The 14,847-nt window shown below is 59.2% G+C and carries 14 protein-coding genes; 5 read left to right on the top strand and 9 right to left on the bottom strand.

Features of this window, described 5'->3' with window-relative positions:
* Positions 1 to 53 precede the first annotated feature (53 nt).
* Complete coding sequence (locus AC1DLT_RS25490; protein WP_477488594.1) at positions 54 to 1,727, top strand: GMC oxidoreductase; 1,674 nt, start codon at positions 54 to 56, stop codon at positions 1,725 to 1,727.
* A 167-nt stretch (positions 1,728 to 1,894) separates the two neighbouring features.
* Positions 1,895 to 2,746 carry an NADPH-dependent oxidoreductase gene (locus AC1DLT_RS25485; RefSeq protein ID WP_477488593.1) on the top strand — a complete coding sequence of 284 codons (852 nt, stop codon included), beginning with the start codon at positions 1,895 to 1,897 and terminating at the stop codon, positions 2,744 to 2,746.
* 241 nt (positions 2,747 to 2,987) lie between these two features.
* Here AC1DLT_RS25485 and AC1DLT_RS25480 read toward each other — a convergent pair whose 3' ends face one another.
* From AC1DLT_RS25480 to AC1DLT_RS25470, 3 genes are read right to left on the bottom strand one after another with little or no spacing between them, the layout of a single operon-like run.
* Positions 2,988 to 3,869: an efflux RND transporter periplasmic adaptor subunit gene (locus tag AC1DLT_RS25480; protein ID WP_477488592.1), complete on the bottom strand. Its 882-nt coding sequence runs from the start codon at positions 3,867 to 3,869 to the stop codon at positions 2,988 to 2,990.
* A complete protein-coding gene (locus AC1DLT_RS25475; protein ID WP_477488591.1) occupies positions 3,866 to 4,075 on the bottom strand; it encodes a DUF1656 domain-containing protein in 210 nt (69 codons plus the stop codon). Before AC1DLT_RS25475 ends, AC1DLT_RS25480 begins: the two co-directional genes overlap by 4 nt.
* On the bottom strand, positions 4,072 to 6,102 hold the full coding sequence (locus AC1DLT_RS25470) for an FUSC family protein (RefSeq protein WP_477488590.1): 2,031 nt from the start codon (positions 6,100 to 6,102) through the stop codon (positions 4,072 to 4,074). Before AC1DLT_RS25470 ends, AC1DLT_RS25475 begins: the two co-directional genes overlap by 4 nt.
* Before the next feature lie 397 nt (positions 6,103 to 6,499).
* Between AC1DLT_RS25470 and AC1DLT_RS25465 the strand changes: the two genes are divergently transcribed.
* The gene (locus AC1DLT_RS25465) at positions 6,500 to 7,306 is read left to right on the top strand and encodes an AraC family transcriptional regulator (RefSeq protein WP_477488589.1); all 807 of its coding nucleotides are present in this window, start codon (positions 6,500 to 6,502) and stop codon (positions 7,304 to 7,306) included.
* A 230-nt stretch (positions 7,307 to 7,536) separates the two neighbouring features.
* Here the strand turns inward: AC1DLT_RS25465 and AC1DLT_RS25460 are convergent, their stop codons facing one another.
* On the bottom strand, positions 7,537 to 7,911 hold the full coding sequence (locus tag AC1DLT_RS25460; RefSeq protein ID WP_040124572.1) for a VOC family protein: 375 nt from the start codon (positions 7,909 to 7,911) through the stop codon (positions 7,537 to 7,539).
* Positions 7,912 to 8,545: 634 nt separating this feature from the next.
* Between AC1DLT_RS25460 and AC1DLT_RS25455 the strand changes: the two genes are divergently transcribed.
* Entirely contained in the window at positions 8,546 to 8,818 is a 273-nt protein-coding gene (locus AC1DLT_RS25455) for a helix-turn-helix domain-containing protein (protein ID WP_477488588.1), read from the top strand.
* Positions 8,815 to 10,053 (top strand): HipA domain-containing protein, encoded by a 1,239-nt coding sequence (locus AC1DLT_RS25450; protein ID WP_477488587.1) that lies wholly within the window; start codon positions 8,815 to 8,817, stop codon positions 10,051 to 10,053. The genes AC1DLT_RS25455 and AC1DLT_RS25450 overlap by 4 nt, the downstream gene beginning before the upstream one ends.
* Before the next feature lie 177 nt (positions 10,054 to 10,230).
* Here AC1DLT_RS25450 and AC1DLT_RS25445 read toward each other — a convergent pair whose 3' ends face one another.
* From AC1DLT_RS25445 to AC1DLT_RS25425, 5 genes are all read right to left on the bottom strand, one after another.
* A complete protein-coding gene (locus AC1DLT_RS25445) occupies positions 10,231 to 10,497 on the bottom strand; it encodes a hypothetical protein (protein WP_477488586.1) in 267 nt (88 codons plus the stop codon).
* A 91-nt stretch (positions 10,498 to 10,588) separates the two neighbouring features.
* Positions 10,589 to 10,825: a hypothetical protein gene (locus AC1DLT_RS25440; protein WP_247138120.1), complete on the bottom strand. Its 237-nt coding sequence runs from the start codon at positions 10,823 to 10,825 to the stop codon at positions 10,589 to 10,591.
* Positions 10,826 to 11,481: 656 nt separating this feature from the next.
* A complete protein-coding gene (locus tag AC1DLT_RS25435) occupies positions 11,482 to 12,393 on the bottom strand; it encodes a class I SAM-dependent methyltransferase (RefSeq protein ID WP_477488585.1) in 912 nt (303 codons plus the stop codon).
* A complete protein-coding gene (locus AC1DLT_RS25430; protein ID WP_477488584.1) occupies positions 12,390 to 13,106 on the bottom strand; it encodes a ThiF family adenylyltransferase in 717 nt (238 codons plus the stop codon). The genes AC1DLT_RS25435 and AC1DLT_RS25430 overlap by 4 nt, the downstream gene beginning before the upstream one ends.
* 61 nt (positions 13,107 to 13,167) lie before the next feature.
* Positions 13,168 to 14,616, bottom strand: a complete 1,449-nt coding sequence (locus AC1DLT_RS25425; protein ID WP_477488583.1) for an aKG-HExxH-type peptide beta-hydroxylase — start codon at positions 14,614 to 14,616, stop codon at positions 13,168 to 13,170.
* Positions 14,617 to 14,847: the final 231 nt, after the last annotated feature.

Below are 14,847 nucleotides of genomic sequence, written 5' to 3'. Positions count from 1 at the left end.
CCTTTACGCCGCCTTCCACGACACTTATTTGCCGCGCAGGATGCCAAGAAGCGATGTCTCAAGCCATTTATGATGCACTGGTCGTCGGGTCCGGCGCGGCCGGGTCTTTTGCGGCCAAGGAACTCACCGCCCAGGGCTTGTCCGTCCTTCTTCTCGAGGCGGGGCCTGCAGTCGGCCCAAAAGACTTCGACCCGGCGCGCAAGACGGCGGTTCAAAAGGACATCAACATCTGGGATCGGGCAATGGCCACCGCCAACGGGCAGGCCGTCCAGGCGCGGGCGATCTTCTTCAAGGAGTGGATGAGCCACCTCTTCGTCAACGATCGCAAAAACCCCTACACGACGCCGGCGGATGCGCCGTTCCTGTGGATCCGAGGGCGCCAGGCCGGCGGCAGGCTGCACACGTTCGGCCGAGTTCTGGTGCGCTGGAGCGACGACGATTTCAGGCTGCACAGCCGCACCGGCGAAGGCGTCGACTGGCCCCTGTCATACGATGAGATCGCCCCCTTCTATTCCGAGGTCGAATCCTATCTCGGTCTCTATGGCCAGGAGGATCGTGTTTCGACGATGCCCGATGGCGTCTATGCCAATCGCTCCAACCTGACGCCGGCGGAGGAAGCGTTCAAGGCCTCCGTCGAAGGACGCTGGCCCGAGCGCCGCATCGTCTCCTGGCGTTATGTCGCTCCGGAAGCGAAGCGTATTCCCCGCGCCCTTCGGGATGCGCAGGCAAGCGGCCGGCTGACCATTCGCTACAATGCGGTAGCTCGCCGTATCACCACGGACGACAAAACCGGCCTGGCAACCGGCGCGGAGGTGACGGACGGTTTTACCGGCAAAACCGAAAAGGTCCAGGCCTCCAACGTCATCGTCTGCGCTTCGCCGATCGAAAGCATCAGGCTGCTTTTGAATTCTGCGTCAGCCAGGCATCCCGCCGGTCTCGGCAACAGTTCGGGGACGTTGGGCCGCTACTTCATGGACCAACTGCCGTGTTTGGCGGTCGGAGCCTTCCCCCCGGTTCCAGGCTGGACGAAGGACGAATCTGCTCCGCCGGACCCGTTCTATGCCGCATCCGGCGGTATCTTCATCCCGCGCTTCGAAGGCTTCGGCAGCGGTGAGAAGAAAAGCGACTTCGCCTATCAGGGGACCGTCGGCAGAGGGCCTGTCGCCGGCGATATGCCTGCCCGCATGGCGTTCTTCGGTTACGGGCAGATGCTGCCGCATGCCGACAATCGGGTTACACTCGCCCCGAACAGGACGGACGCATGGAAAATACCGGTTCCTCATATCCGATGTGTCATGGGTTCAGGGGAGCGTGACCTGCTCAGGCGGCAGGAACAAACACTGATCGAAATCGTCGAGCAGGCCGGTGGCGAACTGGAATTCATCGGCTCGCCTCTCGGCCTCAAGGAAATAGGCAAAGGCGCCTATCCCAACGCCGATGCCCTGAGCCGCTTCCTCTTCCGAAGGATGTTCCACAGAAGCATGTCGATGGGCGCCGCCATCCATGAAAGCGGCGGCGTGCGTATGGGAACATCAGCTGAAACATCGGTGCTGAATTGCTGGAACCAGAGCTGGGACGTTCCCAACCTGTTCGTCACCGATGCCAGTGCCTTCCCCACGAGCGGCGTCGCCGGTACGACGCTGACGGTGATGGCGCTGACGATCCGCGCCTGCCGACGACTTGCACAACAGGCTTCGGTCCGGCCTCCGCGAAAATCGCCGGGATGAGAGGAGACCTTCCACAGAGCTGTCTGCGCGTTGCGCTGTGGTCCACCGAGACGAAATAAAATCCCATTTTCCGCAGGTTATTTAAGATGCGGCCGGCATGCCGCGTCTTGGACAAAGTGCTAGGCTGGCGACGACCGAAGTTCCAAACCCATGAACAAGGACACGCGATGTCGGCCGACCCCCTCGCCTCTCCTCCACAGCGCAAAACAGCAACCGATTTCCTGCGCCGCCGTTACGGGAAAGACCAGCCGGCAAAGACTGTGGAATGGAACGACGCTCTTGAGGCTATTCTTTCGCACCGCTCCGTCCGAAACTACCTGCCAAAGCCTGTGCCGGAAGGCATTCTGCAATTGGCTGTCGCCGCAGCGCAATCGGCCCCGACATCCTCCACTTTGCAAGCGTGGAGCGTCGTCGCGGTCGAGGCGCCGGAACGCCGGGCAAGGCTTGCCGAACTTGCTTCCCCCAACCCGCAGATTCTCTCCGCGCCGCTTTTCCTCGTCTGGTTAGCCGACCTATCTCGGCTCCGGAAAATCGCCGCCGCACACGGCAAGACCGGCGAAGGCCTCGACTACATGGAAAGCTTTCTGCTGGGGGCGATTGACGCGTCGCTCGCCGCTCAGAACGCAGTCACGGCGCTGGAATCGCTCGGTCTTGGGACCTGCTATATTGGCGGTATCCGCAATCACCCCGCCGAAGTGGGTGAAGTCCTTGGTCTTCCGCCGGAGGTCTTTGCGGTATTTGGCATGACGGTCGGATATCCAGATCCTGCCGTCGAGACCGAAGTCAAGCCGCGTCTGCCGCAATCACTGGTCCTGCACCGCGAGCATTATCAGGCGAGACCTTCCGACGCGGATCTCACTGCCTATGACGATACGATGCGCACCTTCCAAACCAGGCAAGCCATGGCTGTCCGAGGCTGGACGACTGTCATCGCCAACCGCATCGCGGATGCCGCGGCGCTGAAGGGTCGGCATGCACTTCTCGACGTCGTGCGGCACATGGGGTTCAAGGTGAAGTAGAAAAACAGGCGGCCGGCGCGATATGAAACGCCGTTCGCCTTTTGCGCCAAGGGTTGAATATCCTATGGCCGAACGGCGGACGCAGCTCGCGATCGCCGTCGATGAACTCGGATTAGAAGGCGTTTTGCTGTCGACGGGGCAGTCCTGCGAGGATTCCTGCATTTCCGCGGCGTTGAAAAATCGCCGGAAATTTTGTCCCAAACCATACGGTGCCTTCTCGTGCGTCCCAGACGTGATCACGTTATGGGTCGTTCTTGCGTTCAACCGAAGCTGTTGCAGTTCGGCCCGCAATCAGTTGTACACCATCCGGGATGTGGTCGATCTCGATACGTACCGGGATCCTTTGGGCTAGACGAACCCACGAGAATGTCGGAGCCACGCTTGCGAGAGAACCGGCAGAATCGCTTCGCTCCCGATCCTCGATACCGGCGGCGACGCTTGCGACATGCCCGATCACCGGTTCTGGCTCACCCATGATATCGATCCTCACCAGATCGTTGACGTGGATTCTGGGAAGCTTTGTCTCTTCGAAATATCCAGCGATATAGATGGATTCTCTTTCAACCAGCACACCGATCGCACTTCCCGCAGAGACATAGTTTCCCCTTCGCAGAGAGAAGTTCGTGATCGTCCCTGATGCCGGCGCCTTCACGGTTGTCCGCTCAAGGTTGAGTCTGGCCAGATCCCACGCTGTAAGTGCCGATTGATAGGCTGCGCCTGCCTGATGCATCTGGCTTTCCGCCAGCTGCCGCTGCTTTAGGCTGGCCGCCTCTTTAGAGGCGAGCAGTTGATTTCGTTCGAAATCGGTCCTCGCTAGCTCCGCCACGGCCTTTGCGCTCTGTACCTGGGCTTCCGCCTCACGGAGTGCAAGCTCGAAACGGTCTGTTTCGATACGGAACAGCGGCTCCCCTTTCTCCACCCGCGCGTTGTCCGACACCAGAATCTCCGTGACGGGGCCGGAGACGTCCGGGGCCAACCGGACGATGTCAGCACGGACATGAGCGTCGCGCGTCCATGGCGCGTCCATGTAGAAAGACCATAGGTTCCAACTCAGGACCGCTGCGCAGCCGACCATGGAAAGTGTCAAAAGGGCTCGCCCGGAAACGATGGTGACATTTTTCATCTTTGAAACCAGTTTATAGCGACTGAAAACCCACCAAGGAGGGTGACGTAGAGTGCGAGATTGAACAGCGAGCGATGCCATACCCATCGATAAAATCCGACCTTGCCGAGAACCGCTGCGAGAACGCGGTACAGGCCATACGCGAAAAGGGCCGGCGCCGCGAACAACGGCAGGAAGACGCCGTAGAGATCGAATTGTCCGGTCATGCGGCCATTCTCCTTGTCGGCGGCGTCCTCAAACCCGGCGGATCAACGTGCGGAGCGAGGCAAAGACGAAGAGCGGCCACGTGTACCAAAATCCGCCTTTCCGCAGCCGCCGTAATTACGCCCGGAGCGGAAAGAACAAGATCGTCCAGAATCATGAGGACGTTTTCCAATGGGTCGGAACGTCTGTCGGACTTCACGTCGTATAGTCCTTCCACTGCCTTGAAGACGGCTTCCGCTTTACGACGGACTGGCTCGGACGCTTCGTCGGAAAGCTGCTGTATCGCGGTCATATGAAGCCCCGTCCGCAGATCCCGCATGGGATCGACGTTCGCGATATCGGACGTCGATGGAAGTTTCGCCGCTCTGGAAGCAAAGAGGCCGGCAACGTCGCTGATGCGATGGCGCGTGGCATTGACGTCGGCATGTCTACCGGCCGCGATTTTCGCCACATATTTCCGGATAACTGAAAACAACCTCCGGGCATTTGTCTCCGCCCTTACAGATCGGAAGATGCCGCAGACCACGATCGTCCAGACCATCGCAAGAATTGTTGCGATGCCTGCGTTTGAAAAAGTGACGAACTCGCTGTGTTGTTGTGCCTGGAGGGTCAGAAGAAGGGGGAAATTTATGCATAGCCCCATGCCGACGATGGCCAGCGAAGGCAAAGCGAGACATATCCCGGCAGGGATCAGGAACAGTCCAAGAGCCGCGACGAGCGGCGCGAAGCCGTCGATCATCGGAAGGATCGCGTAGCCGTAGACGAACGCTGCGATGAAAGAAGCGATTGTTATGACGACGAACCTACGCATCGCCGGAACCGGATCGTCCATCGTTGCTAGGAGGCAGCAAAGGACGCCCGATATCTGGGCAAATGTCATCCCGTCGGACCAGCCGCTTGCGATCCAGAAGATAATCGATGTCGCCAGGCAGATCGCGACTGCCAGCGCTGATAGCAGAGCCATACCGACGTCACGATGCTGGGCTGGCGTCCTGTCAGGAGCAGCGAAGCGGCGCGTTGCTCTCGCCGCGTTGTCTTCTTCCATGGCTTGTCGAATGGTGCGGCATTCTTCGGAGATTCGAAGAATATCCAGCAGGTTCCGAGCAGCATTGGCAAGAAGGAGCTTTTCCCAGGAATAAGGCGCGCCCGAAGGGGCAAGCGCCTCGATCTCAGCCTTGAAGGCTTCAGAAGAATTCGTCGAACGAGAACCAGTCTCTGCAATCAATGACAAAGCCCGTTTGGCGCCGGAAGTGTCCAGCCTGGCCAGCGATCGTCGCAAATCCTCGAGTTCGCCCAGTAAAGGGAGAAAGGAAACCATCCGGTGCTGCAGTGATCGCAACAGCGAAACTGCACGTCGGTACCTGGACCCGTCATATTGAAGATGGACTGTAAACGACCTCAGGTCCGCCGCGTCCGCCGCTAGCTCCTGTCGTTCTGTTCTGCTCTGCTTTTCGTCTGTTTCGCCAGTTGCCGTCGCTGCGATGAGCATTCGCGCCCGTGCCATCCATCCATCGATCCGACTGACGAGCACGGTCCCCACGTGAACCGGAAAAACGACGTGGCTGACGATCGAGGCACATATGATCGCAAGTCCGATTTCCTCAATTCGGGACACGACGGTGTCAAACGTGCTTGCAGGGATCGTCACCAACGGCAATCCTGCGAGAAGCACCGTGTATCCGGCCAGCAGAGAAACATAGCTTCGAGGCGTGCGATCGAGAAGGCTAATGAAGGTGCACGCCGACACCCATGCAATAATTACTGCTGAAAGCAGTACTGGCTCGTTTACAAGGTTGGGAACCATGACGATTGTCGCAGCGCCGCCGATGAGGGTTCCCAGCAGGCGATAGAACGACTTGGATGATATCGCCCCCGAAAGCGGATGAGCGACGATGTAGACGGTTGATATCGCCCAGAACGGTCGCGGCAGATCGAACCTGATCGCGACCAAATAGGCCAGCATGGCGGCCAGAAATGTCTTTAACGAAAAGATCACGTTTCCGGTCGTGACAACCGGTCGAACGCTCACACGTCATCTCCTGGCTGGGAGCTCCTATGCGGGACGCCTGGGTCATCACGTGGGCCGGTGAGGCCATAGATCGCGGGCGACACATAGCAAAAAAGCGGAACCGCGACGCAGGCATGCAGATAAGCCTCCACAGGGTCTGCCCATGAAGTAGCCGGCGTGTCTGTCGCCGGAGAAGTTAGTGAGGCACTGAATTTCGAGAAGAACTCCACTCGCTTTAATGCATTGAGAAGGTTCCGTCGAACTGACCAGGTTCTCGGCAGCCGTAACGAGCCTGCGATTGGCGAAGCTTGGTAATCATGAGGAACGTGTGGGTGACTTATCATTGTCGTCTCCGGACGTGGCGTAGGTTCGAAGACCTATCGACAAATTACGCCAAAGAATTTAGACATTCTCCCACATGATATCGAAATCCCACCAAATCCCGCTGTCCCTTTCCTGGGCTCGGGAGGATAATGATCTCGACAAATCTACGGCGCGGGTAAGCGCTGTGAGGATCGATGTTTCGCAGAACGAACGCGAAGCCCCTGAACATAGTCATCGCAAGGGGCAACTGGTCATGCCCCTGCGGGGAGGGGTAACATGTCGGGTTCCCAGTGGGATGTGGATGGTGCCTCCTCACTGTGGGGTCTGGGTCCCTGGTGGCATGCCCCACAGCAACGTGGCGACTGCCAATGCTCGCTTGTTCTTCTTGTTCATTGAGCCAGGCGCTGCCGATCTGCCAGGCCGGTGCTGCACGCTTTCGCTATCCCCGCTTGTCAGGGAGCTGATTATTGAGATCGCTGACAAGTCTGCAGTCGCGACGGCGGATGCCGAACTCATCACGACGCTGCTCCTATCGGCTCTGTCGCGCATGAAGGTAGAGGAACTGCATCTGCCACTGACGGATGAACCGCGACTTGGGCGAATCGCGTCGGCACTGGTGGATGATCCTTCCGATCGAAGCACCATAGCCCAATGGGCAGCGCGAGTGGCGCTGAGCGAAAATTCGCTCAGTCGTCTCGTTCAACAGCAAACCGGCCTGACCTTCGGCCGTTGGCGACAGCAGCTGCAGTTGATCGTCGCGCTGCGGAGTCTTGCCGCGGGGGCGACAGTGCAGCAGGTTTCGGGTGACCTCGGATATGAATCGGCGTCTGCGTTCATCACCATGTTTAAAAAAGCGCTCGGCACATCACCGGCCAAATATCTCAGGAACTTCGACCATTAGGGAATTCAGTTGGGAAGCGGAATTCGGGTTCGGGCCGGGTAGTTGGCGCCGCACATGGCTCACGTTCATCAAGCGGAAATACGTCCAGGAAAGGAAAATTTACACCTGAACAAATTGTCCAGCTGACAGCACATCGAGCGGTTCATAAGTCAGTTCAAGGTTGCCAAGACGGCAGCGGCGACGCGAACGCGTTGAATACGGATACTCGCGCGCCGCCCCGGACGCCGATCTTACTCCGTCGGCGGAGACCGTACGGTGAGTTTATTTCCGTCCGGATCGCGAAGATAGGCAACGAAGGACCCGTTCGGGCGCTCCGCGGGCGGGCTCTCGATCGCTGTGCCACCATGCGTGATACCGGCCTCGTGCCACGCCAGAACATAGTCGCGGCTCGCGGCGGCGATACCGATCGTCCCACCGTTTGATACGGTCGCCGGCTTTCCGTCGATCGGTTTCGTGATCATCAATCGACCGCCCTCGTGGGCATAGATCAGCCTGCCTCTCGCATCCATCTCGCCGGGCTTGCCACCCAATGCAGCGAACGTCGCGTCGTAGAAGTCTCTGGCCCGCTCCAGGTCGTTGCTGCCGATCATGACGTGGGTGAACATGTCTCATCTCCAGTGAGATACCCGATGGGACCCCATCCTCGGATACCCTACTCAGCCAGGTGTCAGTCGCGAAACTCCCGAACAGAGTTTTCAGTTTTGCGGCTGATTTCTGCAATGTTGAAAGCGCGAATTTTTCGACACGATTGGAAGTCCTTGCTGGCTGTTATCACGCTACTCTCGATTTGTCGCCTGCCTCGTTTCCATCGATATCAGCCGCAAGGATCGCTCAACCTCACGCAAGGCATGGCGCTTGTCTTTCAACCTGTCAGCGAAGCCAACCGCACACCCTGCCGCGAATGATAAGACGTTGGCCTACGCCGGCATTGTTCCAGTCGCAGGCAACAGCGGTCCCGCTCCTGGTTGAACCCGTTAAGTGCACATTCAAGACGCGAAATGGCGCCAAGTGGGGTGACAGTCACATCGAGATCTATCTCGTAGACCGCGCCGGAATCTCTCGCCCTCGTAAGTGAGGTACCCCGAGCGTCCAGATCGGGAATTCGTGTTCCGCTTCGATGACAAAAACTTCCCGATCGGGTTGAATCGGCGCTTCAACGGCCATGCTTCCCGATCGGTAAGGATGCGATTGAAAACCCGAACAACTTCCTGTACGGTAAGTCAGCACAGGAGACGCAGGATGTTCAGGTCCGCACGTGATTTCGGCACCGCCGTCAGGGAAAAACGCAAAGGTCTCGGCTGGACTCAGACGGCGCTTGCCGCCCGGTCCGGAACAGGCGAACGTTTCATCATCGAACTCGAATCCGGCAAGCCGAGCTGCCAGCTTGAGAAGGCGCTGATCGTCGCGCGCACGGTGGGCATCGAGATCGGCGACTTGAAGACAGCCCAACCCCCGTTGACCGCCATGGAAGATGACCTCGGCTTCCTGCCGACTTTCGGTGATGGCCGATGACAACCATCTTCTACGAAACCTTCCTCGTTGGTGAGATGACCTTCGAGGGGGAATGGCGGCTCGACTACGATCCATCCTGGGAAGCGCGCCGCTCGGCCTTCCCAATCTCACTAACGATGCCGTTACGATCAGGAGCGGTCCACGCAGACAGGCTGTTGCCGTGGCTCGCCAACCTGCTGCCGGAAACCCATCTCGCCGAGATCGGTCAGCGGCTGAAAGTGTCTCCCCAGGACATCGTGGGCCTGCTCGGTCACATCGGCCGCGACACGGCGGGAGCGCTCTCGATCGGAGAACCACGCAAGGCAGGCGTCAACCTGCAGCCCGTTCCGGACGACGAGGTGCTGGAGCGCATCCTCAACGAGCTTCCGTCCAAACCCTTCCTGGTCGGGGAGCGGGGCGTGTCCATGTCGCTCGCCGGCGTGCAGGAGAAATTGCCCGTCTTCATCGACGAGGAAGGGATCATCTCAGTCCCTGTCGATGGAACACCATCGACCCACATCATCAAGCCGGATACCACGCGGTTGGCGGGAAGCGTCGAAAACGAAGCCTTCTGTCTTGCCCTTGCGAGGGCATGCGGATTGGAAGCAGCCGAGGCGACAATAGGCGTAGTCGGCAAACGACGCTATCTGCTGGTGAAGCGCTACGACCGTTTCACGGACCCGCTGGGTGAAATCCGCCGGCTGCATCAGGAGGATCTTTGTCAGCTAACGGGTCATTTTCCGTCGCAGAAATACGAGCGCTCCTCGGGGGGCCGCGGCGTGACGCTGAAGATGATGTTCGATGCCGTCAGTGATCTCGTTTCACCCGGCGAGCGCCTGAAGCTTCTGGACGCGGTAATTTTCAACGTGCTGATTTGCAACTCCGACTCGCATGCAAAGAACTATTCCATCCTGATCGGTGCAGGTGGGTCTGCGAAGATGGCGCCGCTTTACGATTTGACGTGTGCCGCGGTGTATCGTCAGATTGATCAGAGCCTGCCGCAGGGCATTGCCGGACGTTTCATCGCGCCCGACTTGCATCGACGCGATTGGCAAGCGGTGGCCGAGGAGATCGGGTTGAGCGGCGCATCGACTGCCAGGCGGGTCGAGGAACTTGCGGCCGTAGTTGGTGACGCCAGCGAAAATGTCGCGAAGCAGATCGTCGACGCGACTGGCGATCCGACGAGAGTCCTGGAGCGCATCACCCATGATATTCAGAAACGATGCAGGCGGGTTCAAGGGCAGATTCGAGCCTGAAACACGAGCCCGAAAACCACTGTCTCGGGATAACAGCCCCCTATATCCGCGTTGAGAAGTCGAAACTCGCTTCGGTCTTCGTCCAGTCGTTGATCGCCCCCCCGGAAAGCAAGTTCACCATCGGTTAACGCAAGGAGCGCCGGGAAATCCCGGCGCTCGATTTTCAATCCTGGCTGTTTATCGACCGCGCACCGCGCCGTCGTAATAGTCGCCGCTGTCGATCATGGGGGGCGTAGGGTCGTTGAGACGCTGATCACGCTTCAACAGCGGGTAGCCGTAACGGGTGACCGAGGGGATGCCCGGTGAATCCGTCGTGACCGCCAGATAGTCACGGTCACGAGAGGCGCCCTCGTAATAATCGCCTTCCTGCGCAAAGGCACTACCGCCTGCAAAGGTGGATACCACCAGGGTGGCGAGGATGGTGGTGATGACAGAGTTTTTCATGATCATATTCCTTGTTTAGCCTGATCGGCTTCTGGTGCGACCCAGCCGATCGATGTCTTGAATGAACTGTCTGGATGCTTGCTTCTGGGGCCTACTGCCGTTCGTCGCCGGCAAGCCGGTTGTCGCGACGGGTTGGGGCGCGGACCTGCGCCACGTCGCGTGCGACATCGGCTCTTGTCTCGGCTCTGGCGGCATCCACCGGAGTGGCGAACGAAACCTCGTTTCCGGAAGCCGACTGATGGCCGTCATAGGCCAGGACATGTCCGGCAAACGAAGCCATGCAGGCCGCGGCAACGAGGAAGGCAATCTTCTCTATAGGCACAGTCATTTCTCACTCCATTATTTGGCGAAACCCGCTTCTGCGGACGTCGTGTTTGATTTTAAGTCTGGCGAGACAGCGGTCGCTGTCATCGATTTTCCGAATGACTGGAGGATCTCCTCCCGGCCCGCTGAACGGTATTGCCGAAGCTCTCCTTGAGCTCTTCATCCTTCGGAAACGAAAGCAGGCTGAGGATCTGCCCACCGGCTTGAAGCGTTTGTGAGCGTATGCCTCTGCCTATCGGTCGAGTGCTGCCGGGAACGGGCAATCTCAGCCAGCCGGACTGTGTTCTCCACCGTCTTTCGTGATGAGACTTTCTCTCGAGCCCGTCATCGCCTCGCCAGCGCGGCGTCAAATTTCCGTAAAAAATTGCGGTGGTCAGAAAACAATGAAGAGAATCTCAATACTTCGAATCTCTCGCCCTAACGAAGGTACAAAAGCCAACAGAATCGAATATCGCGACGAGCAAACAGCCAGTCTTGCGGAGACTGACCGGGGAAATCTCAACATCTGAGCATTTGGGGGAGAATCTGATCTGGCGGAATCGAGAACCGCATCGCAACATTCAGGCCGTAAAAGCCTGGCTCGGCAGCAAACGTTTATCTGAACGAGGCCTGCGGTTTTGAGTAATCCACGAGACAATTTGAGTGATGTCGGTCTGGGTTTTACGGATATGCGCTATGCAGGCTAACCGCCCTTGCTGCCTCCCGCCAAAAGCTGCGCCGGACGACAATCGGGCGGCGCGCGGAAACATGACGATTGGACGTGACCGCGTCGAACGCCATCGGGACTTCCGTGCGTTCGCGTTGCGTCACGCCTTCGGCAACGGTCTGTTCGCCGGTGCGCGCTATCAGCAGATAGGGATGTCGGTGATGCGCCAGCTTGCTGATCAGCCGCCGGCGTTTCGCCATCGCCTCCGCCAATTCCTGCATCTTCGGAACCGTGTGCAGGATATGGCGCGCCACCCGGGCTGCAGCACTGTCTTCAAAATGGAACCGAGGCAGCCGCTTGATCTTTCCGACGCTCAATCCTGCGTCTTCGTGGACGGACACGATGTCGTTCAGTCCGTCAGGCGTCCACCCCAGGCCGAACATTTCCTTCTCCTCCTGGCGAAGAGAAGGAGGTACGTCGGCGTCGTAGACATAGTGGCAATCCATCAGGAGTCCGCCGGGCCTCAGGCATCGCGCCACCATCCGGTAGAGATCGAGCGGTCGGTCGAAAAAGGCGGCACTTCCTCCGCATATGATGACATCCGCCTCCGAGATGAGGTCGGGGAGCGCGGCCGTGTCGGTGCAGGAAAATGCCGCTGTCGATTCCTCCAGCCGCGCCACCTCTCGCGCGACCTCGATTATCGCCGGATTTTCGTCGACGCCGATTACTTCGGCTTGCGGAAAAGCCCGTGCAACCCTCCGGCTGATCCAGCCGGTATTGCAGCCGAAGTCGACGATCTTGCGCGAACCGCCGGGAACGGCGGCAAGAATCGCCTCCATCATCGCTTCTCCGCCAGGCGGCACGTTCTTCTGCTTCAGAGCTGCGACGATCGAGAAATAGTAGTCCTGAGAAGAAAGGGTCTTCATGGTTGACACACCTTGCGATCGTGGCTTTTGGAAACGGGATGCAGCGAGGCGTGGCCCGTGGCTGGAGCAAAGAGCCAGCGATGGCCGCGCAATGAACTGCGGTGGGTAAGGCGTTCGATGGCGATCTGTGAAACCGCAAAACAGGCAATCAGCGCGTTGTCGGCCGGCGACGGCGGCGCTACGACCCCCGTGTCGACCGATGCCGGCAATGTCGAGCAACAGAAGGGGCAGGCGTCATCCGGCAGCGCCACCAACGGCCCGGCGACACAAAACGGGCCGAGTTGGCCGACATGCAGGTAAGGTGGAGGCACTGGCGCCGTCGCATGATATTCCGCCAGGAACTGGCGGGCCAGGGAGACATTGTCCTCCGCGAGTATCAGGAAAGGTTTACGCGTACGGGCCAAGGTGAGCCGGGCAGCCTCCGTCCCATCGGCGAACTGGGTCATGATCGCGACCGCGGCAGAAAAGCGGGAGGCGAGATAGGTTGCCAACCGGTCGCTCTTTAGTCGATCGGTATCCTCCGCTGTCGCCCGGCTTCTTCGGTTTTGGCTGCTCTCTTCGATGCGGTCGCCATCCACCAGGAAAAAATTGCGAGCCCCGAGTGCCGCAAGCTGGGAGGCGATCTGGGAGCCGAGGCCTCCACATCCGACAATTACGAAATCCGTGTCGTGAATGACATCAAAGAGATCGGCATGATATTCGAAGGCTTTCATGATCGTTTACCTTTGATCCAGTCGAGGACTGCTGCGAATTCACACGAACGGCGCTCACCCATCACGCATGCGCCATCACGGTCGAACCTGACGTTCCCGCCAGCGCGACATCTTGAATGGAAAGCGCATCGGGAGGTCGGATGGTGGCTTTGCGGATCGTATGGAGCCGGCCATCATACCAGAGGCTGAGACCATCGCCGCTGCTCTGCAGCATGGGGCGGCCCATCCTTGGGTCGATCGGCTGCTCTCCCCGCAGAATCACCTGCCCGAGATCCCAGGCCTGACGATCCACGACGCACCGGCGCTGGGCGTAATAAGCCTGGCGCCGGGCCATCGGCTCCCGTTCCAGGAGTCGATCGACGAGCGCCAAGATTGCGGCGCCCCAGGAAGGAATGACGGCGATGTCCCGGAGGTCGAGAAGAACATCGCCGCCCAGACGCTCGATCCCCTCGCGGGCGATATCGATGAGCGGAATCAGGCGGGCAGCATACGCAATAACAAAAGCTGCTTCCCGCGTGCGGTGCTCAGGCGGTGCTCTGAAAGGCAAGCATGCGATGCGAACGGCACACTCCCAGGGAATGGCGTAGGCCATATGCAGGATGCTTTCGAGCGTCTGTAAACTATGTGTGTATGGCGAGACGTAACGGAGTTCGGCGGGCAGCGATAACGGCGCAGCCGCAGTGTACAGCCGCAGCAGGACATGCCCCGCTTCGCGCAGAAGCTCCGCGGCGGTGGCGGGATAGTCTTCGGCGTCCAGTCTTTCCTGCGACAGGACCACGACGGCACTCCCCGGCAGATCCCCGGAGCTGGAGACCGAGCTTATCGCACCGCGCCGGGTGCCGATATAAAGGGTATGAAGGCCTGCAGTCAGCCGTTGGTAGCTGCCGGGATCGACGGTCGAGATCAAGGTAATGGCCTCGGCGAGATGATCGGCGATCCGGTCGATATCGCGGTCGCTCGTCTGGGCATGTTCGAGGCCGGAATCGGCCGGCAGGCAGCGGGCGATGCGCTTGCTCAGGGTGCGGCTCGCTTCCAGACTGTCAATCAGAACAAGACCGATACCACAGGAAAGTCGGCGCACCGGATGGCGCTCGAGAGCAAGATCCTCGGCTACGAGACGAGGCTGCAGGTTGTCGTCCACGACCTTGGAACTGGCGCCGTCAACGTAGCTTTCCAGTGCCCGCTGAAGTTCATCCATCCAGGCAGCCAGAGCCGGAGACCGGTAAGGGTCGCTTCGCACGGGCAGGAAGGCTGAAGTGGGTAGGAAAGCGTCGGCATCATGATATCCGCCATCGGACAGGCCCGGGAAATAGGCGGCCAGGGCCTCTACTCTTTCAACGCTCTCCGGCAGTTCGGAAGCGGCCGCAAGAATTCGGGCATAACGAGGTCGCTGTTTCAGCATATTGCCCGTTGCAGCCGCATTCACGAAACCGGACCTCGAAAAGAGCGGATTACGCTGGAGCAAGGCTCTGGCTTGATCCGCCAACTGCTCGATTTGATAAGCAGACATCTTAAGCTCTCCTCACCCCGGACGCTTTCAAACCTCGTCATGAGGCGCGCCACTCCAGGGAAGATCAGTTGCCGCCGGAACCGGCCGCATCGACGGCCATCCGGCTTGAAACCACGATCTCGTCTGGTCTTTCGATAAGAGGAGCTTCTTGCCGACCCGTCATCGGCACGCCAGCACTGCGTTAAACTTCCGTTAAAAGGACGTTTCGCCGACAAAAAAGCCCCCATTTCA

Source organism: Neorhizobium sp. 05N33 (genome assembly GCF_056397445.1).
This window is presented reverse-complemented; position numbering and strand designations above follow the sequence as displayed.